Here is a 23,651-nt window from a genome sequence, read left to right on the forward strand (position 1 = left end):
CCGGGAAAGGGTTCCGGACCGGCACCAAGGGGCCTGTCACCTTGGTGCCAGCCGGTGCTCGGATCCCGCTCGGATCCCGCTCGGATCCCGCTCGGATCCCGCTCGGGTTCAGCTGTAGCGCTCGCGGAGCCGGTACTTCAGCACCTTGCGCAGGGCGTCGTTGCGCGGCAGGGCGTCGACGAGTTCCAGCTGTTCGGGGAGCTTGTGCGGGGAGAGCCCCTGGGAGCGGAGGTAGGCGGTGACCTGGGGGAGGGTGAGGGGGGCGGCGCCGGGCGGCTGCTCGACGACGGCGCAGACGCGTTCGCCGCGTTCCTCGTCGGGCAGGCCGATGACGGCGGCGTCGGCGACGCCGGGGAGCTGGTGGAGGAGGTCCTCGACCTCCTTCGCGGAGATGTTCTCGCCCTTGCGGATGATCACGTCCTTGCTGCGTCCGGTGAGGACCAGGTGGCCGGACGCGGTGAGGTGGCCGAGGTCGCCGGTGATCAGGTAGCCGTCGGCGTCGAAGGTCTCCTCGCCGGTGTCCGGCCGGTTCAGGTAGCCCTGGCAGACGGCCTCGCCGCGCAGCCGGACCTCGCCGTCGGCGCCGGCGGGCAGGGGGGTGCCGTCGGGGGCGGTGATGCGGATGGACATGCCCTGCGGGGGGCGTCCCTCGGTGGTGGCGAGGTTCTCCGGGGTGTCGTCCGGGGACCCCATGGTGATCATCGGGACCTCGGTCATGCCGTAGCCGTGGGTGAGCTGGCAGCCCAGCTCGCGCACCACGGCGTGGTAGATCTCCGGGGGCTTGGGGGCGCCGCCGCCCGCCAGCAGCCGCAGGCTCGGCAGGAGCTTCACGGCGGGGTCCTTGCGCTGCTCGGCGAGGAACATGGAGTAGAAGGCGGTGGAGCCGCCGGCGACGGTGACCCGGTGGCGGCGGTAGCCCGCGAGGGCGTCCGGCATCGCGAACTTCTCGAAGAGGACGGCGGGGAAGCCGTACAGCAGCAGCATCACCGTGTAGTCCGGGCCGGCTATGTGCGCGTACGGGAAGGCCATCGAGCCGACGTCGGCCGGGGTCAGGCGCAGGGCGTGGGCGAGGCAGGAGCCGCCGGCGATGAGGGAGCGGTCGGTGTGCAGGACACCCTTGGGGTCGGAGGTGGTGCCGGAGGTCCAGTAGATCCAGCGCACGGAGGTGCCGTCGGCGGGCGGCGGGGGCAGTACGGCCGGGTCGCCGTCGGGGAGGTTCGCGTAGGCCTCGAAGACCCCGCGGGCGCCGAGCCGGTGGGCCATGGCGGTGTGGTCGAAGCCGCGCCAGAAGCCGGGTACGGCGAAGAACTCCGCCTTGGACTCGCGCAGCGCGAAGCCGACCTCGCGGTCGCGGTAGAAGGGGATCACGGGGGACTGGACGGCGCCGAGGCGGGCGAGGGCGGCCGACAGCAGGACGGTCTCGATGCGGGTCGGGAGCTGCCAGGCGACGACGGTGCCGGGGCGCACGCCCATGCCGTACAGGCCCGCGGCGACGCGTTCGGCGCGGTCGCGGAGGGCGCCGAAGGTGAGGGTGCGGTCGGCGGCCGGGTCGTCGGCGGCCTCGATGAGGACCGTGGCGGCGGGGGTGAGGTCCGCGCGGCGGGCGATCAGCTCCCACAGGGTCGCGGACCGGCCGAGGAGGGTCGCGGTGGCCGTCGCGTCCCGCGCCGCGGCCGTTCCCGCGGCCGTTCCCGCGGCCGTTCCCGCGGCCGTTTCCGCCTCCGCCCCCGTAGCCGCCGCCGTATCCGTGGTCGTCATCGCGGACCTCCTCTGGGCGTGCCGGCCGGAGCCCAGGCCAGCTGACGGTGAGTCAGATCAAGGGCAGAGCGTAGGGCTCCGGCGCTTGTCGGTCCAGGGGTGGCGGGGCTAGCTTGTTTCTGACGATGCATCAGATTGGGGAGAAGGAGCGTGCGCCCATGGCACTGGAACTGCCTCGGATCATCAGCGTCGACGACCACGTGATCGAGCCCGCCCACCTCTTCGACGTGTGGCTGCCCGCGAAGTACCGCGACCGCGGCCCCAAGGCCCTCACCGCCGGGATCGGGGAGCTGGAGTACACCGGCGGCAAGTACGTCATCTCCATGGACCCCGACGGACCGCCGACCGACTGGTGGATCTACGAGGACCTGAAGTTCCCGTACAAGCGCAACATCGCCGCCGTCGGCTTCGACCGCGACGACATGACCCTGGAGGGCATCACCCGCGAGGAGATGCGCCGCGGCTGCTGGGACCCCAAGGCCCGGCTCCTCGACATGGACCTCAACCACGTCGAGGCCTCCCTGTGCTTCCCGACCTTCCCGCGCTTCTGCGGGCAGACCTTCGCCGAGGCCCACGACAAGGAGGTCGCCCTCGCCTGCGTGCGCGCGTACAACGACTGGATGGTCGAGGAGTGGTGCGGCGACAGCGGCGGCCGGCTGATCCCGCTGTGCATCATCCCGCTCTGGGACATCGGCCTCGCCGTCGCGGAGATCCGCCGCAACGCCGCCCGCGGGGTGCGGGCCGTCACCTTCTCCGAGATCCCCACCCACCTGGGCCTGCCGTCCATCCACTCCGGCTACTGGGACCCCTTCTTCGCCGTCTGCCAGGAGACCGGCACGGTCGTCAACATGCACATCGGGTCCTCGTCCCAGATGCCCGCCGCCTCCCCCGACGCACCGCCCGCCGTCCAGGCCTCGCTCAGCTTCAACAACGCCATGGCCTCGATGATGGACTTCCTCTTCAGCGGGGTCCTGGTGAAGTTCCCGGCGCTGAAGCTCGCCTACAGCGAGGGCCAGATGGGCTGGATCCCGTACGCCCTGGAGCGCGCCGACGACGTCTGGCAGGAGCACCGTGCCTGGGGCGGGGTCCGCGACCTGATCCCCGAGCCGCCGTCCACGTACTACTACCGGCAGATCTACTGCTGCTTCTTCCGCGACAAGCACGGCATCGCCTCGCTGGACGTCGTCGGACGGGACAACGCCACCTTCGAGACCGACTACCCGCACGTCGACTCGACCTTCCCGCACACCAAGGAGGTCGCCCTCGACCACGTCAAGGGCCTCGACGAGGAGACCGTGTACAAGCTGATGCGCGGCAACGCCATCCGCATGCTCGGCCTGGACCTGGTCTGACGTGGACCTCGCCCACTCGCAGGAGGAGCAGGACTTCCGCGCCCGGCTGCGCGAATGGCTCGCCAAGACGCTGCCCGAGCTGCCCGCCAGGCCCTCGCCCGACGACTGGCCCGGCCGGCGCGCCTACGACCTGGGCTGGCAGCGCAGGCTGTACGACGCCGGCTACGCGGGACTGCACTGGCCCGTCGACGCCGGAGGCCGCGGCGCCACCCCGACCCAGCACCTGATCTACCTGGAGGAGACCGAGCGCGCGGGGGCCCCGTACGTCGGCGCGAACTTCGTCGGCCTGCTGCACGCCGGGCCGACCATCGCCGCCGAGGGCACCCCGGAGCAGCGGGCGCGCTGGCTGCCGCCCGTCCTGCGCGGGGAGGAGGTGTGGTGCCAGGGCTTCAGCGAACCCGGCGCCGGCTCCGACCTGGCCTCCCTGCGCACCCGGGCGGTGCGCGACGGGGACGCGTACGTGGTCACCGGCTCCAAGATCTGGACCTCGCACGCGGAGGTCGCCGACTGGTGCGAGCTGCTGGTGCGCACCGACCCGGAGGCGCCCAGGCACCGGGGGATCTCCTGGCTGGCGATGCCGATGGACGCGCCCGGCGTCACGGTCCGGCCGCTGCGCACCCTGGCCGGGTCGGCGGAGTTCGCGGAGGTGTTCCTGGACGAGGTCCGGGTGCCCGTCGCCAACCGGGTCGGCGCCGAGAACGACGGCTGGCGGGTCACGATGGTGACCCTGTCCTTCGAGCGCGGCACCGCCTTCGTCGGGGAGGTCGTCGCCTGCCGGCGGACGCTGGGCGCGCTGGCCCGGGCCGCACGGGCGAACGGCCGCTGGGACGACCCGGTGCTGCGCCGGTGGCTGGGCCGGCTCTACGGGGAGTTCGGGGCGCTGTGGCGGCTGACGCAGTGGAACGTCAGCGAGGCGCAGGGCTCGGGCGGCGTTCCGGGCACCGGGGGCAGCGTCTTCAAGCTGGCGTACTCGCACGCGCGGCAGGAGCTCTACGAGGCGGCCGCGGCGGTCCTGGGCGCGGAGTCCCTGTCCCTGGAGGAGGAGTGGACGGCGGAGCGGCTCTCCTCGCTGTCGTACACCATCGCGGCGGGCACCTCCCAGATCCAGCACAACATCGTGGCCGAGCGGATCCTCGGCCTCCCGAAGGGGCGGTGAGCGGTCGTGGACTTCCGGCTGACGCAGGACCAGCAGGACGTGCGCGCGGGCGTCCGGGCCCTCCTCGCGGGGCGGTACGGGCGGGAGGCGCTGCGCTCGGCGGTGGACCGCGGCACGTCCGTGGACCGCGCCCTGTGGCGGGAGCTCGGCGACGCGGGCTTCTTCTCGCTCCGGCTGCCGGAGTCCGCGGGCGGGGCGGGGCTGGGCCTGCCGGAGGCGGTGCTCGTCTTCGAGGAGGCCGGGCGGGTGCTGCTGCCCGGGCCGCTGGTGGCCACCCACCTGGCCGCCGGAGCGGTCCCGGGGGCGGCCGAGGGCGCGGTGGTGGTGACGGCCTTCGACCTGGAGGGGCCGCTGGTGGCGCACCTGGGGGAGGCGGACGCCGTGCTGGGGATGCCGGAGCTCCCGGCCGGGGAGCCGGTGCGCTCGGCGGACCCGCTGACCCCGCTGTGGCGGGCCCGGGGCCGGACGCCGGAGGGCTTCCGGGACGCGGGGGCACTGCTGACGGCGGCGCTCCAGGTCGGGAGCGCGCTGCGGACGGTGGAGCTGGCGGTGCGGTACGCGGGGGAGCGCGAGCAGTTCGGGCAGCCCATCGGGGGGTTCCAGGCCGTCAAGCACCTGTGCTCGGGGATGCTGGTGCGGGCCGAGGTGGCCCGTACCGCGGTCTATGCGGCGGCGGTCACCGAGGACCGGGCCGAGATCGCCGCCGCCAAGCTCCTCGCGGACGAGGCGGCGGTGCGCGGGGCCCGGGACTGCCTCCAGGTGTACGGCGGGATGGGCTTCACGTGGGAGGCGGACGTCCATCTCCACTTGAAGCGGGCCTGGGTCCGGGCGGAGCAGTGGCGCACGGCGCGGGAGGCGGAAGAACTGCTCGCGGAGGCGCTGCGGGAGGAGTCGGCCGTGGGTTAGCCGTGGGATAGCAGGCTGTGACGGGGGTGCGCGGGAAGGCACGGGAGGGACGGCGCGGGACGCATGTCCGATTACAGAGAGTTGATATCGGTTTGTGTCCTTCGCCCGGCTCGATGCGGCCCGGAGGCGGGGGCGCACCGCGATACGCTCCGACGATGCGAGCGGTTGAGCGGCGTGAGCGTCGCACAGTATGCACCACGCCTACTCCTTCGCGCTGGAATATGCCCGAAGCGCTTGTTGTGGTGACTGTATGTCAACCATGCTGCTCGGCACGGGGATCACGGTCCGTGATCCCATCCTGTCGCGAGGCGAAGTGTCCGCCGGTTCGGATGGTGTGAGCGGTGCAGGTGCTTCAGGTACAGCTTGAGGTAGGACCCGACCCCGCCGAGGTCGGCCGGGCGCGCCGGTGGGCGCGGTCGCGGCTGGCGGGCTCGGGGCTGGGGGACGACGAGACGCTCGCCGAGACGCTGATCCTGCTGATCTCCGAGCTGGTCACGAACGCGGTCGTGCACACGGGCTGTCCGGCCGTGCTGCGGATGCTGTTCGGGGGGCCGGGCGTACGAGTCGAGGTGGCCGACGCGAGCGACCGCGCCCCGGCCCGGCGGCAGGCCGGCGGGGAGGACACCGGCGGGCGCGGCCTCGAGCTGGTGGACGGGCTCGCGGACCGGTGGGGCTGGCAGCGCGAGGGCGCGGGCAAGCGCATCTGGTGCGAGGTCGACCGCGCGGCGGAGCGGGTGCCGGAGGCTCCAGAGCGGGCGCCGAAAAATTGTGGGCTGATGCGGGAACCGCGCGTGTACCTCTAACGAGGTGTTGACGGTTCGTCACCTGTTGATCACCCTGGTGGTGAGCGATTCGTCGCGAGGGGACGCCAAGGGTCCTGTGCCTTGACGAGTGCGGGTCGTGGGGTGGCGGCTGCCGTGCCGCGCTCGGGGCGTGCACGACCGCACGCCGCCACCCGCAGGTTCCACCGCCGTCACCGGGCTGCCGCTTCCGCCGGCGCTTCCGCCGCCGCTGCTGTCACTGCCGCTGTCACTGCCGCCGCGCAGCCTCGCCGTATGACCGCCTGCTGCACCCTCACCCTCGCCCTCGCCCTCGTCCCCGCCCCGCCCTCGCCCTCGCTCTCCCTGACGCCGGCCGCGCAAGGGCGGAGGGGGAAGGGGCCGGGGCGGTTTCACGGGGGTGGGGAATCGGCGGGAAGTCGGGGGAAGGCGGCTGGAATTGGGGGGTGGGGTTGGTAGGAGCGTACATAAAGGTCAGGGGGGCGTTGTAGCGGGGGTGATTCGGGGCCTACGGTGGCGGCGCATTCTCAACGGGTCGTCGCCGGTATGTCTTGGGCGGGGTCCCGTAATCCTTTGATTCGGCCACGAGCCATGGAAGGGAGAGGGGGTACCGCGATGAAGATGCTTTTCGCCATCCGCAACGCTGTTTCCGGTCGGAAGAGCCTCAAGAAGAGCGCCTGGTACTTCTGGTACTAGACCGGCACAGCCGCCCCGGCCGCGCGGCGTCCGGGGCGGTTCCGAGGCCCCGACCGACGGATGCATCGGAGTCCCCGCATGTCCCTCGTCTCCGCCCAGGCCGCGCGGACCACGCAGTTCGCGCCCCGGCTGGCCGCCCTGCTGCGCGAGCACACCGGCCAGGACGCCTTCCGGCTGGAGCCCGACACCATGGGCGTCGCCGGCCACGAGCTCGCCGACCGGATCCTCGCCGCGCGCCGCGCCACCGAGACCGAACGGCCCACCTTCAAGCCCCTGCACGGCCGCTCCATCGAGCGCAACGAGGCCGCGGCGGTCATGCGCGTCATCGGGAAGGACGTGCGGGACGCGCTGGAACGGCCGTTGGTGAGGAGCGTCGATCTCGCCGGGAGCTGGCCGCTCACCGGGCACCTGTTCCTGCGGGATCTCATTCTCGGGGACGACCCGTGGCGGCTCCGGATTCTCATGAGCCGGAATCTGGAACTGACTCCGAAACTCACCTGGTCGGTGATCGCCACCGGCGCCGCCATTCCCCGGCGGGGGAAGAGCGGAAGAGGGGGCAGCGGAATTTCTCGGTTGTTTGCCGAAGCCGGGGATTACCGTGACCGGCGCCATGCGATGGGTATCTACCGCAGGGCCGCCGCGCCCGTCTGCTTCACCGTGTCCACCCTCGTCGCGAACGCCCTCTGGCTCGGCTCCCCCTTCGACGAGGACGCCTCCGGCCGCGACGTCCTCCACGAGGCCGCCCGGCTGCTGCCGCCCTCCTGGAACATCCTGCGCCTCGCCTCCCCCGAGTACCCGGCCGTCGACGCGCGCATCGGCGAGCTGGACGACGTACTCGTGCTGCCCCTGCTGTCCCACCGGGACCCCGCGCTGTGGGAGGAGCCCGAGGCGTTCCGGCCCGGGCGGTGGGCCCGGCTCGACCCCGACACCGCCCCCGGCTACCTGCCGTTCGGGCACTCCTCCGAGCGCTGCTGGGGCCGGCACATGGTGATGCCGCTCGCCGAGCTGCTGCTCGACCTGATCAGGGGCGCCGGGCTGGAGGTCGACCCCGCGCAGCGCCGGGCGAAGGTGCCGCTGGTCGGGCTGCTCGGGGTGGAGGACGTACGGGTGGTACGGAGGGGGGCGCGGCGTGGGCGTTGAGCGGGCCGGCTTCGAAGAGGTGCCGGTGTCGTTCTTCGACGACCCGCACCCCGACTACCGTCGCTGGCGGGAGCGGGCGGGCGGGGCGCACCCGGTGCGGATCCTCGGGGAGGCGCCGCTGGAGGGGTGGGTGGTCACCGGGCACGCCGACTGCCGGGCCGCGCTCACCGATCCGGGGCTCAGCAAGAACGCCGCCACCGAGGTCTTCGACCGCCGCGACGGCTCCGAGGAGGGCCCCGGGCCCGGGCGGGCGCTGACCGCGCACATGCTGAACTCCGATCCGCCCGCCCACACCCGGCTGCGCCGGCTGGTCCGGCAGGCGTTCACGGCGCGGCGGGTGGCGGCGCTGCGGCCGGTGATCGAGGGCCACGTCGGACGGCTGCTGGACGAGTTGGAGGGGCCCGTCGTCGATCTGGTGCGGGACTTCGCCGTGCCGCTGCCGCTCGCCGTGGTCTTCGACCTGCTCGGCGCCTCCGAGGGCGCCGGGGAGATCCTCAAGGCCTGGGCCGCCACCCTCAGCGGCGAGGAGGGCGACGGGGAGGTCTCCGTCGACACCGCGGAGGCGCTGGTGGGGCACATCCGGGCGCTCATCGACCACAAGCGGGCCCACCCCGGCGACGACCTGCTGACCGCGCTGATCGCCGCCCGCGACGAGGGCGAGGGAGAGGGAGAGGGCGGCGGCGACGACGGCGGCCGGCTCAGCGAGGAGGAGATCACCTCGATGGGGTTCCTGCTGGTGGCGGCCGGCCACCAGACCACCGCCAACCTCATCTCGAACGGCGTCCACGTACTGCTCACCCACCCCCGGGAACGGGCCGCGCTGCGCGCCGACCCGGCCGCCCGGACGGGCCCGTTCATCGAGGAGGTGCTGCGCCACGAGAGCCCGTTCTCCATCGCCACCATGCGCTACGCCGTGCAGCCCGTGACCATCGGCGGGACCACCGTCCCCGCCGGGGAGTTCGTGCAGGTCTCCATGCTGTCGGCCAACCGGGACCCGGCCGTCTTCGCCGACCCGGACCGCTTCGACTCCTCCCGCCCCACCGCCGGCCACCTGGCCTTCGGACACGGAGTCCACCACTGCCTCGGGGCGCCCCTGGCCCGGCTCCAGGCCGAGATCGCCTTCGGGGCGCTGCTCTCCCGCTACCCGGAGATGCGCCCGGCCGTGCCCGGCGCCCGGCCGCTGTGGTGGCGCAACCCGCGCCACCGGGGACTGCGCACCCTGCCGGTGCTGCTGCGCCCGGTCAGGCCCGGAGGCCCCGGGGCGCGATGACCCGTACGTCGCCCCCGCGCGCCCGGAGCCAGTCCTCCAGGGCGGTCCCGGCGAGGGCGGTGCGGGTGCCGTCGGCCGCCACGTGTTCCGCCGGGCCGAAGACGGTGCCGGTGAGGCCCGCGACGCGGGTGTGGTCGTCCAGCACCACCTTGAAGCCGTTCTCCCGGAGCACCGCGCCGCTGAGGTCGGCCCCGCGCAGGTCGGTGCGGTGGAGGTCCGCGCCGAGGATGCGGGCGCCGCGCAGGCTCGCACCGCGCGCGTCGGCCCCGTGCAGCTCGGCGCGGACGAGGTCGGCGCCGTCGAGGACGGTGCCGCGCAGGTCGGCGTCGTCCAGTCCGGCGCGTACGAAGCAGGCGCCGGTGGCGTCGGCCCGGGACAGGTCGGCCCGCTGGAGCCAGGCGCGGTGGAAGCAGGCGCCGACCAGGCGGGTGCCGGCCAGTCCGGTGCCGAGGAACAGGGACGAGGAGAAGTCGGCCCGGGTGAGGTCGGCGCCGCCGAGGTCGAGGTCGGTCATGTCGGTCCCGCCGGGCTTGCCCTCGGCGCCCTCCTCGACCCACTTCCACAGCCAGTCCGCCGCCTCCTGGTCGGCGGGCGGCAGCACCCGCCACGGCAGTACGGCCGGCCGCCGCAGCCGGTACCAGGGCGCGGTGGCCGGGTCGGCGCCGAGTTCGTGGCCCGCGTCGTCGACGGTGACGGCCCGGAAGCGCGCGTCGAGGGCTTCGAGGCGGGGATCGCCCTCCAGGTCGCGCAGCGCGTCCCGGGCGTCGAGGTCCTCCGCGTACATCTCGGCCCCGTACCAGCGCAGGGGCGGCCACCCGGCCTCCATGCGGCCGATCAGGTCGGTCCAGTCGCGGAGGCGGGGGTCGGTGCCGGGGGGTGCGAAGGGCAGGGTCCGCACCACCTCGGGCAGCCCGCGCACGGCGGCGCCGGGGAAGGCCGCCACGCCGGCCTGGGTGGCGGTGACGCGGAGCGCGGGGCGGTCCTCGCCGTCCAGGTCCTCGACGCTCGCGAAGGTGGAGCCGCCGGTGGGGGTGAACACGTGGTGGATCCAGGGCAGGGACGCGTGGCCGATCAGTACGGCCGTTCCCAGCCCCCGGGCCAGGGCCCGCGCGAGGGTCTCGTCGGAGGGCGGGTCCTGCACGGTCGGGCCGGCGTAGACGTCGAGCTGGCAGGAGAGGTTCAGCGGCTCGAACCACAGGACCGCGCACTGGACCGGTGTGTCCCACCGCCAGCCGTCGACGTCCCCGTCGAGCCCGACCTCGACGGCCCCCTCGCCGAGGCCGAAGACGGCGTCGAGCAGCGGGCCGAGGGCGGCCGGGTCGGGCGGGGCGGCGACGAGGAAGCCGTAGCTGCGGCCCGCCATCACACGGCTCCGTACCGGGCCCCGATGCCGGCGATCACGAGGCGCAGGCCTTCCTCGAAGCCCTGGTCGTAGTCCTGGAAGAGGTCGGCTCCGGCTTCGGCAGACAAAGGGAACTCGGCCAGGCGCGCGGCGCGTTCGGCGACGTCGTAGCCCTCGCGGCGTTCGCCGGGGAGCGGTTCGACGCCCTGTTCCTCGGTGACGAAGCCGAGGGTGAAGAAGTACGCGGTGGTGGTGGCGCGGACGGCCTGGGGGAGCGTGAACCCGGCGGCGGTGAGGGCGGTCAGGTGCGCCTCCATCTGGGTGGCGTGCTCGGTGCCGGTGAAGCGGGAGCCGCTGAAGACCTTGGCGCCGTCGCGGTAGCGGAGCAGGGCGGTGCGCAGGCCGCGGTTGGCGGCGAGGAGGCGGTCCTGCCAGGAGAGGTCCGGGGGGAGGGCGGCGTCGGCCGTCATCCGGCGGTACATCTCCGTCGCCATCTCGTCGAGGAGCTCCTGCTTGTTCTTGAAGTGCCAGTACAGGGCGGGTGCCTGGACGTCGAGCTCCTTGGCGATGGCGCGCAGGCTGAGCCCGTCGAGGCCGAGTTCGTTCAGCAGCCGGAGGGAGGTCTCGACGGCCTGCTTCTTGTCCAGCTTGGGGGATCTGCGGGTAGCCACGCTTGACAGCTTAACAGCGTTAAGTGCACTCTCGTGGAGCCAGCTACTTAACGCTGTTAAGGAGAAGTGGGATGAACACGCACGCAGTGCATGCGGTGGACGCGTCGGGCTCGGTGGACTCGGTGGACGTGCTGATCGTCGGCGCCGGCCCGGCCGGCCTCGCGCTTGCCGTGGACCTCGCCCGGCGCGGGGTCCGGGCGCTGGTCGCCGAACGCTCCGCCGGACTCTTCCCCGGCTCGCGCGGCAAGGGCGTCCAGCCGCGCACGCTGGAGGTCTTCGACGACCTCGGCGTGTACGACGCGGTCCGCGCGGCGGGCGGCCCGTACCCGGTCGGGATGATCTGGCAGGACGGGAAGCGGCTGGGCGAGCACGCCATCCTCGACCCCGACGAGACCGGCACGGCCGACGAGGCCACCCCCTACGCCGAGCCCTGGATGGTCCCCCAGTGGCGCACCCAGGAGATCCTGCTGGCCCGCCTCGCCGAACTGGGCGGCGAGGTCGCCTTCGGCCGGGAGCTGGTCGGCATCGCGCAGGACGCGGACGGGGTGACCGCCGCGTTCGCCTCCGGGGCCCCGGTCCGCGCGCGGTACGCGGTCGCCGCGGACGGCGGGCGCTCCACGGTGCGGCGGGCGCTCGGCATCGGCATGACGGGGGAGACCGTCGACCCGACGCCGATGCTGGTGGCCGACGTACGCATCACCGGCCTGGACCGCGACCACTGGCACATCTTCCCGCCGGCCGAGGGCGACCCGGGCTTCCTCGCGGTGTGCCCGCTGGCCGGTACGGAGGACTTCCAGGTGACGGCCGGGCTCCCGCAGTCCGACGGGCCCGTGGACCTCTCGGCCGCGGCCGTCCGCGCCCTGATCGCGGCCCGTACGCACGTGGACGCGGCCGATGTGACGGAGGTGCGGTGGGCGTCGGACTTCCGGCCGCGCGCGGCGATGGCCGACCGGTTCCGGGAGGGGCGGATCTTCCTCGTCGGGGACGCGGCGCACGTCCACTCGCCGGCGGGCGGGCAGGGGCTCAACACGAGCGTGCAGGACGCTTACAACCTGGGCTGGAAGCTGGCGGCCGTCCTGCGCGGGGCCCCGGCCGCGCTCCTCGACACGTACGAGGAGGAACGCCTCCCGGTCGCTGCCGAGATGCTGGGCCTGTCGACCCGCATCCACCGCGGCGAGGCCCGCCGCGGGGCGGCCACCCGGCAGCTCGGTCTCGGCTACCGGGACTCCTCCCTGGCGGTGGAAACCCGCCCCGGCCTCGCGGCGGACGCCCTCCGCGCCGGCGACCGCGCCCCGGACGGCGTACGAGGCGGCACCCGCCTCTTCGACGCCTTCCGCGGCCCGCACTGGACCCTGCTGATGGTCGGCACCACCACCACACCCGCCGCCTCCCTCCCGGGCGCCCGCACGCTCCACATCCCCGCGTACGAGGCGTACGGCGACGGCGTGTTCCTCATCCGCCCGGACGGCTACGTGGCGTGGGCGGGCGCCCCGGGGGACACGGAGGGCCTGGCGGCGTACGCGGCGGGGGCGGGGGTCTCACTCCAGGGCGAGTAGCGCGAGCGCCCCGAACTCGCCGACCTCGACGGCAGCATCTGCCTCGGGCCTCCCCGCCACGGGGTCGCCGGGACTCCGGCCCAGGTCGTCGAGAGCTCCGCTCGGAGACAGCCCCTGGTCGTACGCCGCCTGCAGCCGGTCCAGCCAGACCAGCCCGGCCCGGTAGGCGTCGAGGTCGGCGGCGTCACGCGGCTCGAAGCCGGCGGCACCCTCGGCGTCGGAAGCCCAGAGGTAGCCCAGGACCTCCCGGGGGCCTGCGACGGGGACGTACCGCACGGGGCCCGATGCCTGGCGACCGTACCCGGGCGTGAACTCCGGAGTCTGGCTGAAGATCCGGTTCCGATAGGGGATCTCGAAGCGCCCCCATACGTCGGACGGGGAACCGTCGTCGTCCTCGAAGTGGTTCTCGACCCCCGATTCCGTCGGAATGCCGAACCAGGTGGCGTCGTCGGGGTCGGTATCCAGACCGAGCGCTTCGGCGATCTCAGCGAGGGCGGAGGCAAGGCGGGGCCGGTTGGCGGCGCACACCGCCTCCTGGGCGCGGCCGCGCAGATCGAAGGGCATCCAGGCGTCGGAGAAGGTGGTCAGGTCGACGTTGAAGTAGTCGTCGGACACTTCGGCGCTGACCTCGAACCACCCTTCCACCGCCTCGCCCGCACCGTCATGGGTGGCTGCGATCCCGTCGCACGAGACGTAGACCGTCATGCCCCCGATCTCGCTGGAACCGATGGCTTTTTTGATCCCGGCTTCCAGGGTCTCGGCGAGGAGTACTACGCCGCCGGATTCGGTCGGCGGTGACCCAACGGGGAAGTCCTGGCGAAGCAGGACGTGCTGATGGCTCATGTCGGGAACCTCCACGGACACGCGCCCGTTGTGCGGGGTTCCGAGATGGTGCTTGTCCAGGACTCGGAGCGCAGCGGTGAACCGGCGGGCGGCCTCGCGGACCAGGTCGACGTCGCGACCGCGTTCTCCCCATGACCATCGCGCGACGGGTGTGCTGGCGATCAAGGTCGTCCTCCCGGCATGAAGCTGGCGCCGGGCGGATACATGATCGTTCCGTCCTCCACTCGAAGTACCACGTTTACGCCCCTTGCGGTGTGCATCCTCGCGAGCTCCTTCTCGATACCCGACGCCAGCATGTCTGCCAGACTCCCCTTGGTGTCGATGACGAAGGTCTTGACGTCAGCACGACAGTTCGCGAGCTGCTTCATGTCCTTCCATATCTTGTCACTGACCTGACTCGGATCTTCGATCTCCTTGAACTGGTATCCGTAGATCTCCCCGTCCGCACTCCTGGCCATTACGTCCATGTCGGTGCCCTTGCCCGTAAGGACCCCGGGCTTGATCTCGACGTTCGCTTTGATCTCGAATGAGATGTCCCTGACGCCGCTGTCGAATAGCTGACTCGCCAGTCGAAGCTGTGTGAAACAGCCCCGCATCCCATTCTCCTTCTGGCTGATACCGCCCACGACCTGCTCGTAGTTCGTCATGCCCTTGAACTTGCCCGATGCAATCAGATCGGCGATCTCCTGCCCAGCAGGGTCGTCGGCCAGATTGGCGAGCGCCCTCTCCAGGTCCGGTGGCTTCGGCTTTCCCGGCCGCAGGCTCTTCCGGATCTGTTTCTCCGTCTCGCCGCCCCGCTCGAAAGGCCTGGGCTCTTCGCGGGGCAAGGACGCGTCCGAGTGGTTACCCGTCGGCAGCTTGCTGCTGTCGCCCTCCAAGCCGCCGGGCGTGCCTGCGCCATGGTGATCGGCCTGGTGCGGGAAGGCCGGACCGTCGCTCGGTCCGCCGCCTGTGCCGGGGCCGTCACCGTGGGCACCCGCGGCAGGGGATTCGGTGTGGCCGCCGGTGTCTCCGCCTCCGCCGGGTTCGGTGTGGCCGTTGTGCGGTGTGGTGTCGGCGGCGCTGCCGGGGGTGTGGGGCGTGCCCCCGCCGGAGGCCTGGGGGGTGGCTCCGCCCGGGGTGTGGGCGCCGACCGTCGCCGGGAGTTCGTGGTGTCGGGGGGTGGTGGTGAGGGGGTGGTCGGGGCCCTTGGGGACGGTGGTGAGGTCTTGTTTGGGGAGGTGGTCGTGGCCGAGGAGTTGGTGGGTGACCTTGTCGTAGTACTGGGGGCGGCCCAGGGCGTCGTCGGTGAGTCGGACGGTGTCGTCGGGGTGGGGGAACGTCACCCCTGGTGCGTCGGTTCTGGGGAGGTCTCGCCAGATGACGTCGTTGGTGTGGGGGAAGGCGCCGTCGGTTTTGCCGATGTTGGAGAGGAGCTCGCCGACCTTGAGTTTGGAGAAGGTGAGGGAGGCGGCTTTTCCGGCGGCTTGGCCGACGTAGGTCATGGGGTCGATGAGGCGTCCGGCCTGGCCGGCGATGCTGAGGGTTTTGGCGATACCGCCGGATTTGACTCCGGTGCCGACGCCGCCGGAGAAGACGGTGGTGAGGACGTTGAAGGTGACGGCGCCGGCGGCGCGGGCGGGGTTCTTGTGCCATTCGTCCCAGGCGACGAGGGCTTTGCCGGTTTCCTTCATGGTGGTGCGGGAGTCGCGGAACCAGGCGGGCATGGCTTTGGGGTCGGCGTTCCAGAAGACGGCGGCGGTGCCGGGTGAACTGCTGAGGGCGATGCCGGTGGCGAGTTTGGCGAGGCCGGTCCAGGCCTGGCCGGCGGCGTCGGATCCGTCCCAGCCGACGAGGGTGCCCAGGCCGCGGACGGTGCCGACGATGCCGTCCATGACGAGGCCGTCCCAGAGGAAGGACTTCGTCCAGTGGCCGACTTCGTACCAGCGGTGGGACTGGGTGAGTTGTGAGCCCCAGGGGAGGTCTTCGACCTGGTTGAGGGTGGCGGCGGTGTAGCCGTGGGTGTTGTCGGCGTGGGTGCCGTCGTCGGCGGTGAGCGGGGGCTTGCCGGTCAGGGCACGGATCTTGTTGGCGCAGGCGCGTTCGGCGGCCCAGAAGGCTTCGGCTGCGGCGTTGACGTCGTGGATGAGGTCGTTGTTCCGGCCGACCTTCTTGGGGTCGTCCTTCCAGTGGGCGTCACCGCTGATGGTGTGGGTGAAGGCGGTTGCCTCTGACTGGAGTTGTCTGAGGCGGGCGACGGCGGGGCGGGCTTCGACGGCGAACTCGCCGAGGGCCTTGGCGGCTGCCTCGAGGTGGTCGGCGTAGTGGTCGCTCTCCGTCCGGACCCGGTGGGTGGTGGCGAAGAGCTGGGCGGCTTCGGGTGCGGAGTAGAAGGAGGCCAGGCCCTGGAACTCGGCGTCCACGTTCGCGCCGGTGTCGCGGAGGGTGGCCGCGGCGGTCGCGATGGCGGTGCGGTCCTGTTCCAGCGCGTCGAGGTCGCCCGTGAACTGAAAGATCGCGCACGGATTGATCGGTATGTGGTCCGCCACTGCTGTCCCGCCCCCCGGCAGATCGATCGACGTGTGGAGACCTTGATACCGGTCGGCTGTTGCGAACGTGAATTCGAAACGGGTTGCGGGCGAGTTAGGGCCGGAAAGCGTTGGTGGTTGACCTGATCCGGACATGCTGCGTTCGGCCCAATGGCGGGGCGCGCGCGGTCGGCGGTGGAGGCTGGGGGCTTTGGGCGTCGCGGGGTCAGGGGGCGGGCGGGTGTGGGGCGTGTTGCGGGAGGAAGGGCCCGGGGCGGCGCGGGTCGTGGTGACCGTCGTCGTGGCCTGGCAGGTGGCTCTGTGGCTCGGTGCCGACCAGCCGCCCGTGTACGCCGCCGTCGTGCCGCTCGTCGCGCTGCGCGGGGACCCGGTGAGCGCGCTCGGGGCCTCGGTGCAGCGGTCGCTGGGGGTGGTGGCGGGGGTGCTGATCGGGATTGCGGTGGTGAACTGGCTGCGGCCCTCGACGGCCGCGCTGGCGGTGGTGGTGGCGCTGGGGCTCGTGGTCGGGATGTTCCTGCGGGCCGGGGGCGGGCTGAACGTCCAGGTGGCGGCGTCCTCGCTGCTGGTGTTCGCCAGCACCTCGCCGGAGGCGTACGCCTGGCACCGGGTGTGGGAGACGGTCGCCGGTGCGGTGGTGACCGTATTGCTCGCGCCGCTGCTGTGGCCGCCGGACCCGTACCGGACCCTGGGCGGCATCGCCGAGGACTGCCGGGTGCGGGTGACCCGGGCCCTGGCCGGCACCGCCGCCGTGGTGGGTGGGGAGGCGGGAGCGGCGCGGGACAACCTCGTCGTGGTGCGGGAACACGCCGGGGCCGTGCACGAGGGCGCCGTCCGGGCGGGGGAGGCGGAGCGGGCCATGCGGTTCAACCCGGTGCGGTGGCGGCACCGGGAGGGCGTACGGGTACGGGCGCGCGGGATCGAGGCCGTCGACCGGGCCGCCGGGGAGCTGGTGGTGCTGGCCGGGGAGGTCGTCGCGTTCACGGGCCGGGAGGGGATCGCGCGGGCGCCGCTGGCGGAGCTCGCACCGCTCGTCGTACGGGTCGTCGAGGACACCCTGAGCGGTGCGGATCCAGGGCCGGCGGCGGGCGCGGCCCGCGCGGCCCTGGCGGACTACGCCCGTACGGATTCCAGTCCCGTCGCGGTGGCGCTGCGGCGGCCGCTCGCGCGGATCCTGGACGACCTCGGCACGCCGTCAGGGGGCTGAGGACCGGCGGACCATCTCGTCGATCCAGACCGGCGCGTACGGGGAGGTGCAGCCCGGGGACGTCGGATGGTCCTTCAGGACCTCCAGGCGCTCCCCGATGGCGATCGCACGGGCCCGGTGTTCGGGGTGCTCGATGCCGATCCGGGCGAGGCAGTGGTTCATCGCCCACTGGAGGCGGTCCGGGGCGTCCTTCATGTGCGCCTCGATGAGGTCCAGGAGGCCCGGGAGATCGAGGCCCTCGGGCTTCTTCGCCACCCGGTCGGTGGTCAGCGCCCAGCCGGCGCTCGCGACCACCGGGTCCGGGTCGGCGAACCAGGCCCGGCGCAGCTCCTCGGCGTGCGGGCTCTTCTCGACCACGTAGCCGACGAGCCAGTCGTGGACCTTGGGGGTGCGGGCCTCGCGCAGCATGCCGTCGAGCTCGGCCCGGTCGTACGCCTTCGGCCGGCAGACGAGGAGTGCGAGGAGCCGGGCGGCGCTGTTGCCGGTGGCCCAGAGCTCGCGGGCGAGGTCCTGCTGCGTCTTGAGGCGTTTGGCGACGGCGCGGAGCTTGGTGAGGTTGACGCCGTGGTCGTCGCCGTGGCGCTCGTTCACGGCCCGGATCTTCGGGTCCTCCAGACCGGCCAGCTCGGCCATGACGGAGGCGAGCAGCGGCGTCGGTGGATTTCCGGTCTTCGCTTCGGCGCGCAGGAATTCAGGGCACAGGTGCAGAGTGTATTCGGCGGTCGCGATCATGCTGATGATCTCGAGGCGCGGCTCGCGGAGTTCGAGCGCGATCACGTCGAAGGGGTCCACGCGGTGGACGTTGCCGTCCTGGCCGCGGGCTTCGAGGACGTAGCAGTACCCGCGCGGGTGCCTGGGATCGTCGGCGACGGCCCAGGCGGCGCCGTGGCGCCGGATGATCACGTCCGCGAGGTACGCGACCAGGTCGCAGCGGAACGTGATCCAGTCCGACTGCTCGAACTCGTGGAGGGGGAGGCTGTCCGCGTAGTCCTGGAGGGCCGGTATCAGGGTCAGCGGGTCGGCCGCGTACGCCTCGGGGGGTACGCCGAGCATGTCGGCGATGCCGCGGGCGTTCGCGTGGTTCCCGTCGTGCCATTCCCCGATCCGGGGGTCGTCCTTCGTGGGCATCAGACCTCGAACTCGCCGACCCAGGAGCGCTTGAGCAGGTGCTCGGGCAGGTACGGGGACTCGACGCCGACGGGGATGCCGCCGTCGTGGGCGAGGCAGGCGACGGCGAGGAGGCCGATCGGTACGAGGCCGTCGATGTCGGTCGCGCGCTCGGGGGTGGCGGTCCAGTACTGCTGGTGGAGTTCGAGGGATTCCAGGAGCGCGGTGTGGAAGCCCTCCTCGTCCTTCTGGAGGAACGTGTAGAAGAGGTTGATCGGCGGGTAGGCGACGTGCTGGACGTACTCGCGTCCGGCGATGACGGCGACGTCGGGGTGGGAGCGCTGGAAGGTCAGCGTCAGCTCCGGGACCAGCGCGGGACGCTTGAGCCAGTACGCCTGGAGGGCCGCGACCCAGTGGTAGAGGTAGTCGTCGTGGTCGGCGCCCGAGGCGCGCAGGACGTCGATCGGGAGCTCGCACAGCTCGGTCATCTTCGGCTGGTCGCGGGTGATGACCGCGTACCAGAACGCCTCGATCCATGCCTCTGCGTTCGCGTCCCACGAGGGCCCGGCGCCCGGCAGGGTGCGCATCTCGTGGTGGATGCGCACCTCGGTCGTGGTCCCCTCGGCCATCCCCGCCGTACGGAACAGCGCGGTGCCCAGCTGGGCCGCGGTGACCACGGCTTCCCAGGTGCCGAGCTCGGCGCCCGTCTGGTCCACCCGGAAGCGGGCCCTGACGTTGAAGGCGGCGTCCTTCCACGCCGACCCGAGCTTTCGCGGTGTCGCCGCCGGACCGAACGCGTCGATGTCCTTGATCAGATTCTCGCCGAGCCTTTTGACCCAGGCAGCGCTGCTCGGCTTCGGCTCCGAGTGGCTGGCGACGAAGACGGTCATCGCTTCTCCTGTCATGTGCTGAGGTCGAATCGGCGCATAGTGTATCCAGCGTAAGTGCCCGTGTTATCGGCACCCTTGACGACGACGTAGTCGATCCGCGGGGGGTCGGCGTCCAGGGCCGCCTTGAGGTTCTCGTACAGGTCCATTTCGCTTTCGATGTCCTCTCCGCGCTTCTTCATTTGCGCGAGGATGTCCTCGAAGTACTCGCGGGTTCCCTGCGAGACGCGTTTACCGCCGATCCGGCGTTCGCCCAGATCCGTCGTGACGTGGCTCTTCGCCTCGACGACCACGTACCGGTCGCCGTGCTTGTACACCTGGTCGAACTGGTCGTTGCCGTTGGCCGGGCCGTGCAGCGTTTCTTCCTTGGCGCCGGGGAATTCCTTCGGTATCGCGTGTTCCCGGGCTATTGCCTCGCCGTACGCCTCGCTCTTCTTGGACAGGGCCTCGTGGAGCGGCGCGTGCTCCGCCCTGGCCGCGTCGAGGGCCGCCTGGGTTTCCGGTGTGTCCTGGAGGTTGTGCGCCTTCTTGGCCTCGCCGTAGGCGTCGTGGGGGCCCTTGTCCGCGGCGATGGCATCGTGACGCGCCTTCGCCGCCTGGTCGAGGGAGTCGCGCATCTCCTTGGTGACGAGGACGTCGTTGTGGTCGACGGACTTCGCCTTGCCCAGGTAGTCCGGCGGGACCGGCGGCGGGATGTCCGACTTGGGCACCCAGACGTCGGGGGCGGTCTCCACGAGCTGCGGCGGGACCAGGCCGGTGTGGTCCGGTACGTCGGCGCGGAGGCGGTAGCCGAGCTTGTTGTAGTACTTCTTGAAGTAGCCGTCCGTCGGGTCGTTCGCCCGGTGGACCTGGTACTCCATGATCTGGCGCTTCTCGGCGTCCGTGTACCTGTGCGCGTTCTCCCGGTGGGGCGGCAGCTCGGGGCGCCCGCCGCCGCCCTGGTGCGGGATGCCGCCGCCGTCACCGCCGTGGCCGCCGCCGCCCGTGCCGGGGCCGTCGCCGTGGCCGCCGGTGGAGGGGGTGTCGGTGTGCGTTGCTCCGCCGGTGGTGGGGGTGGTGTCGGTGTTGCCCCGCCCTGCGCCGCCGGTGCCGGGTTCGGTGTGGCTGTTGTGGGGCAGGTTGTCGGCGGTGCCGCCGGGGGTGTGGGTGGCGGTCCCGCCCGGGGTGTGGGAGGTGACGTCCGTGGTGCGGCCGGGGCCGCCGACGGTGACTTCCTGGCGCTTGGGGACTTCGACGAGGGGGTGGTCGGAGCCCTTGGGGACCGAGGTGAGGTCCTGCTTGGGCAGGCCCTTGTGGTCCAGGAGCTGGTTGGTGACCTTGTCGAAGTACTGCGGCCGGCCCAGGGCGTCGTCGGTGAGCTGGACGGTGTCGTCCGGGTGCGGGAACTTCACCCCCGGCGCGTCGGCCTTCGGGAGGTCCTTCCAGATGACGTCGTCGACCTTCGGGAACGCGCCGTCGGCCTTGCCGAGGTTCGCGAACAGGTCGCCGATCTTCAACTTCGCGAGGGAGCCGGCCTTGCCGATGTAGGTGATCGGGTCGATCAGGCGGCCGGCCTTGCCGGCCACGCTGAGGACCTTGGCGACCGCGCCGGTCTTGGCGGCGGTGCCGGCGCCGCCGGTGAAGACGGTGGTCAGGACGTTGAAGGTGACCGCGCCGGCGGCCCGGGCGGGGTTCTTGCCCCACTCGTCCCACGCCACCAGGGCCTTGCCGGTCTCCTTCATCGCAGTGCGGGAGTCCTTCAGCCAGCCGGGCAGCTGCTTGTCGTCCGCCGCCCAGAACGCCGCACCCACACCCGGCATCGACGTGATGGCGAGGCCGGTGGCGAGTTTCGCCAGGCCGGTCCAGGCCTGGCCGGCGGCGTCCCAGCCGTCGACGCCGACGAGGGTGCCCAGGCCGCGGATCGTGCCCCAGATCCCGTCGACGATGAGCCCGTCCCACACGAACGACTTCGCCCAGTGTCCGACCTCGTACCAGCGGTGCGTTTCTTCCAGCTGCGAACCCCACGGCAGGTCCTGGACCTTGTTCAGGTCATCGGCCTTGTAGCCGTACATGTTCGCGCCGTTGGACCCGTCGTTGACCGTCAGCGGCGGGGCGCAGTACAGGGCGCGGATCTTGTTCGCACAGGTCCGCTCGGCCGCCCAGAAGGCCTCGGCCGCCGCGTTGACGTCGTGGATCAGATCGTTGTTCTCGTCGATCTTCTTCCCGTCGTCCTTCCAGTGCTCGTCCCCGGCGATCTTGCTCGTGAAGGTCGTCGCCTTCGCCTGGAGCTCCTTCAGCCGGGCGACGATCGGACGCGCCTCGGTCACGTACTCGCCCAGCGCCTTCGCCGCCGATTCGAGCTGGTCGGCGAAGAAGTCGCTGTCCGTCTTCACCGGCTTGGTGGTGGCGAACAGCTGGGCCGCTTCCGGGGCGGCGTAGAACGCCGAGAGGCCCTGGAACTCGCTGTCGACGTTCGATCCGGCGGTACGGAACGTCCCCGCGGCCGCCGTGATCGCCGCGTGGTCCTGCTCCAACGCGTCCAGGTCACCCGTGAACTGCGGGATCGTGCACGGATTGATCGGTACGTGGTCGGCCACTACTGCCCCGCCCCCCGAAGTCGAGCTGCGATCGCGAGCGTCTTTGTCTACTCGTCAAGTGACGCGAACGCACATACGAACGGTTCCCGTGGGGGCCGGGGTGAGGGAGAGGTAGTCGACCGGCCGGACCCGCCATTCGGGGCGCAGGCCGCCGCGCAGGACGATGCTGAATCCGGCGGTTTCGCCGCGGTGGAGGGCGGCGAGGGCGTGGATGCGGCCGCCGCCGTCGGCCCAGTTCAGGGCTCGGTGCACTTCCGTGGGGGAGAGGGCGAAGGGGTGCGCGGTGCGGATCTGGAGGCGGATGAGGCGGACGGCCTCCTCGGGGGTGTCCAGCATGGCGCGGTCGAGGAGTTCGGGGGGCCGGTCGCGGGCGTCGCGGTAGCGGAGGGCCTCGAACCAGTACCCCTTGCGGATGGCCGCCGTGTGGTCCGGGGGGAGGGGTTGCGCGTGCGCGTGCATGTACGGCTCTCCTGCCGTCGCCGAGGGTCGCCCCCTCCGGGCCGTGACGAGCGGCGGGAGGGGGCGACGGGTCACTCCCCCGAACTGGCGCAGAGCACGGTGGAGTTGCGGCCTTCGGGGGCGAGCCCGTTGGCGCGCTTCGACGTTAGCGTCGGGCGCAGAGGCGTAGCAACCGTTTGACGTCTAACGGGTGATACGGCATATGCCGCCGGGTCGGGCAGCAAGAGGCCCCCCGTCCGGAGTGGGCGGGGGGCCGGCGTGTCGGGCGGGTCAGGCGAGGTCGTCGAACTCGCCTGCGGCGGCCCCGTCGATGAAGGCCCTGAGCTTCGCCCGGGACGTCCTGATCACGACGTCGGGGTCATCGCTCTCGCGGATGAGGATCTCGCCATCCTGCACCGCCACTTCCAGGCAGTTCCCCGTGTCCGCGGACCTGGAGGATTTGCGCCACTGAATTTCCACTGTTCTCACGCCTTCACAGTTGTTGCGCCATCTCGCGGATGAAGTCGCGAGACCGTTCGGGGTCGAGTGCCCGCTCCTCGGTCCGGTCCAGCACCGCCCGGTAGTTGGCGAGCCGTGTCTCGGCGTCGAGCAGCACGCTTCCGGTCGGGATGTCGGTCTGGACGGTGTCCAGTTGGGGAACCGGGCCGTGGGCGTAGAGCGTCGGGCCCCCGGCGTTGGGGAAGCCGCCGGCTTCGAAGGTGATGACTCGGACGGTCAGGTTGTCCCGCTCGGACTGCTTCAGCAGGTAGTCGAGCTGCGTGGACGTGATCTTGCGGCCGCCGAACCGCATCCGCAGGGCGGCCTCGTGGATCAGGAAGGTGAACGCGGGCGCGTCCTTGCGGTCGAGCACGTCCCGGCGGCGCATCCGAAGCGAGAGGCAGCGTCGCAGGTCCACCGGGTGCAGGGGTGGAACCGCTTCCTCGAAGACCGCGCGGGCGTAGTCCTCGGTCTGCAACAACCCCGGCACGTGCATGATCTGAACGCTGCGGAGGGCCACGGCGTGGTGTTCCAGCTCGCACAGGTCGAGCAGGCTCGCGGGAAGGTCGTCGCGGTAGTCCTCCCACCAGCCCCGGACGCGTTCCTCGGCCATGGCCGCCAGGGTGTCCACGTAGGCCGTGTCGGGGCAGCCGTAGTGCCTCGCCCAGGTGCGCACGCGGTCGCTGCTGACGCCGAAGCGGCCGCTCTCGACATTGCTCATGTTGGTGCGGTCGGTGCTCAGTTGGGATGCGGCTTCGGTCATCGAGATGCCCGCGTGTTCCCGGATCCTGCGAAGCTCGCTGCCCAGTCGGCGCTGTCGGGCGGTCGGAGCCTTCCTTGGCGGCATCGGCGTCCCCTCCTGTCGGCTCTCATCTTGGCCTGCGGCCGGGAGCAGGGTCCACCCGTCGCTCTAGTTTTACGGATTGCGTAGCAACCGTATGACG

20 protein-coding genes are annotated in these 23,651 nt (G+C 72.0%); 9 read left to right on the forward strand and 11 right to left on the reverse strand.

Annotated features, from left to right (window positions below):
* Positions 1–108: 108 nt before the first annotated feature.
* Entirely contained in the window at positions 109–1,758 is a 1,650-nt protein-coding gene (locus ACIPW5_RS23880) for a class I adenylate-forming enzyme family protein (protein WP_401248350.1), read from the reverse strand.
* A 158-nt stretch (positions 1,759–1,916) separates the two neighbouring features.
* Between ACIPW5_RS23880 and ACIPW5_RS23885 the strand changes: the two genes are divergently transcribed.
* From ACIPW5_RS23885 to ACIPW5_RS23915, 7 genes are all read left to right on the forward strand, one after another.
* Entirely contained in the window at positions 1,917–3,110 is a 1,194-nt protein-coding gene (locus tag ACIPW5_RS23885; protein ID WP_401248353.1) for an amidohydrolase family protein, read from the forward strand.
* Between the two features lies 1 nt (position 3,111).
* The gene (locus tag ACIPW5_RS23890; RefSeq protein ID WP_401248355.1) at positions 3,112–4,266 is read left to right on the forward strand and encodes an acyl-CoA dehydrogenase family protein; all 1,155 of its coding nucleotides are present in this window, start codon (positions 3,112–3,114) and stop codon (positions 4,264–4,266) included.
* A 6-nt stretch (positions 4,267–4,272) separates the two neighbouring features.
* Complete coding sequence (locus ACIPW5_RS23895) at positions 4,273–5,172, forward strand: acyl-CoA dehydrogenase family protein (protein WP_401248358.1); 900 nt, start codon at positions 4,273–4,275, stop codon at positions 5,170–5,172.
* A 341-nt stretch (positions 5,173–5,513) separates the two neighbouring features.
* Positions 5,514–5,975 (forward strand): ATP-binding protein, encoded by a 462-nt coding sequence (locus ACIPW5_RS23900; RefSeq protein WP_401248360.1) that lies wholly within the window; start codon positions 5,514–5,516, stop codon positions 5,973–5,975.
* Positions 5,976–6,572: 597 nt separating this feature from the next.
* Complete coding sequence (locus ACIPW5_RS23905; protein ID WP_401248625.1) at positions 6,573–6,647, forward strand: tryptorubin family RiPP precursor; 75 nt, start codon at positions 6,573–6,575, stop codon at positions 6,645–6,647.
* Between the two features lie 78 nt (positions 6,648–6,725).
* Positions 6,726–7,787 (forward strand): cytochrome P450, encoded by a 1,062-nt coding sequence (locus ACIPW5_RS23910; protein WP_401248363.1) that lies wholly within the window; start codon positions 6,726–6,728, stop codon positions 7,785–7,787.
* Positions 7,777–9,057 carry a cytochrome P450 gene (locus ACIPW5_RS23915; RefSeq protein ID WP_401248366.1) on the forward strand — a complete coding sequence of 427 codons (1,281 nt, stop codon included), beginning with the start codon at positions 7,777–7,779 and terminating at the stop codon, positions 9,055–9,057. Before ACIPW5_RS23910 ends, ACIPW5_RS23915 begins: the two co-directional genes overlap by 11 nt.
* Here the strand turns inward: ACIPW5_RS23915 and ACIPW5_RS23920 are convergent.
* Together ACIPW5_RS23920 and ACIPW5_RS23925 are read right to left on the reverse strand one after the other, a co-directional pair.
* Positions 9,029–10,420 (reverse strand): pentapeptide repeat-containing protein, encoded by a 1,392-nt coding sequence (locus ACIPW5_RS23920; RefSeq protein ID WP_401248368.1) that lies wholly within the window; start codon positions 10,418–10,420, stop codon positions 9,029–9,031. The two genes, ACIPW5_RS23915 and ACIPW5_RS23920, sit on opposite strands and share 29 nt — an antisense overlap.
* Positions 10,420–11,070: a TetR/AcrR family transcriptional regulator C-terminal domain-containing protein gene (locus ACIPW5_RS23925; RefSeq protein ID WP_401248371.1), complete on the reverse strand. Its 651-nt coding sequence runs from the start codon at positions 11,068–11,070 to the stop codon at positions 10,420–10,422. Before ACIPW5_RS23925 ends, ACIPW5_RS23920 begins: the two co-directional genes overlap by 1 nt.
* 71 nt (positions 11,071–11,141) lie before the next feature.
* Between ACIPW5_RS23925 and ACIPW5_RS23930 the strand changes: the two genes are divergently transcribed.
* Positions 11,142–12,626 (forward strand): FAD-dependent monooxygenase, encoded by a 1,485-nt coding sequence (locus ACIPW5_RS23930; RefSeq protein ID WP_401248373.1) that lies wholly within the window; start codon positions 11,142–11,144, stop codon positions 12,624–12,626.
* Here ACIPW5_RS23930 and ACIPW5_RS23935 read toward each other — a convergent pair.
* Complete coding sequence (locus tag ACIPW5_RS23935; protein WP_401248376.1) at positions 12,609–13,469, reverse strand: hypothetical protein; 861 nt, start codon at positions 13,467–13,469, stop codon at positions 12,609–12,611. The genes ACIPW5_RS23930 and ACIPW5_RS23935 overlap by 18 nt on opposite strands.
* Before the next feature lie 161 nt (positions 13,470–13,630).
* Positions 13,631–16,132, reverse strand: coding sequence for a hypothetical protein (locus tag ACIPW5_RS23940; protein ID WP_401248379.1), 2,502 nt, complete (start codon positions 16,130–16,132; stop codon positions 13,631–13,633).
* A 94-nt stretch (positions 16,133–16,226) separates the two neighbouring features.
* On the opposite strand from ACIPW5_RS23940, the gene ACIPW5_RS23945 reads away from it, so the two are divergent.
* Complete coding sequence (locus tag ACIPW5_RS23945) at positions 16,227–17,201, forward strand: FUSC family protein (protein WP_401248382.1); 975 nt, start codon at positions 16,227–16,229, stop codon at positions 17,199–17,201.
* Here the strand turns inward: ACIPW5_RS23945 and ACIPW5_RS23950 are convergent.
* The 6 genes from ACIPW5_RS23950 to ACIPW5_RS23975 all read right to left on the reverse strand — a co-directional run bounded on the left by ACIPW5_RS23950 (position 17,190) and on the right by ACIPW5_RS23975 (position 23,554).
* Positions 17,190–17,834 carry a DNA alkylation repair protein gene (locus tag ACIPW5_RS23950; RefSeq protein ID WP_401248628.1) on the reverse strand — a complete coding sequence of 215 codons (645 nt, stop codon included), beginning with the start codon at positions 17,832–17,834 and terminating at the stop codon, positions 17,190–17,192. The genes ACIPW5_RS23945 and ACIPW5_RS23950 overlap by 12 nt on opposite strands.
* 494 nt (positions 17,835–18,328) lie before the next feature.
* Positions 18,329–19,198, reverse strand: a complete 870-nt coding sequence (locus ACIPW5_RS23955) for an immunity 49 family protein (protein WP_401248384.1) — start codon at positions 19,196–19,198, stop codon at positions 18,329–18,331.
* A gap of 11 nt (positions 19,199–19,209) precedes the next feature.
* Positions 19,210–21,771: a hypothetical protein gene (locus ACIPW5_RS23960; protein WP_401248387.1), complete on the reverse strand. Its 2,562-nt coding sequence runs from the start codon at positions 21,769–21,771 to the stop codon at positions 19,210–19,212.
* Positions 21,772–21,825: 54 nt separating this feature from the next.
* On the reverse strand, positions 21,826–22,230 hold the full coding sequence (locus tag ACIPW5_RS23965) for a hypothetical protein (protein WP_401248390.1): 405 nt from the start codon (positions 22,228–22,230) through the stop codon (positions 21,826–21,828).
* Positions 22,231–22,500: 270 nt separating this feature from the next.
* A complete protein-coding gene (locus tag ACIPW5_RS23970; protein WP_401248631.1) occupies positions 22,501–22,689 on the reverse strand; it encodes a DUF397 domain-containing protein in 189 nt (62 codons plus the stop codon).
* Between the two features lie 13 nt (positions 22,690–22,702).
* Positions 22,703–23,554 (reverse strand): Scr1 family TA system antitoxin-like transcriptional regulator, encoded by an 852-nt coding sequence (locus ACIPW5_RS23975; protein WP_401248393.1) that lies wholly within the window; start codon positions 23,552–23,554, stop codon positions 22,703–22,705.
* Positions 23,555–23,651 lie beyond the last annotated feature (97 nt).

The organism is Streptomyces sp. NPDC090077, assembly GCF_044747545.1.
Lineage (GTDB): Bacteria > Actinomycetota > Actinomycetes > Streptomycetales > Streptomycetaceae > Streptomyces.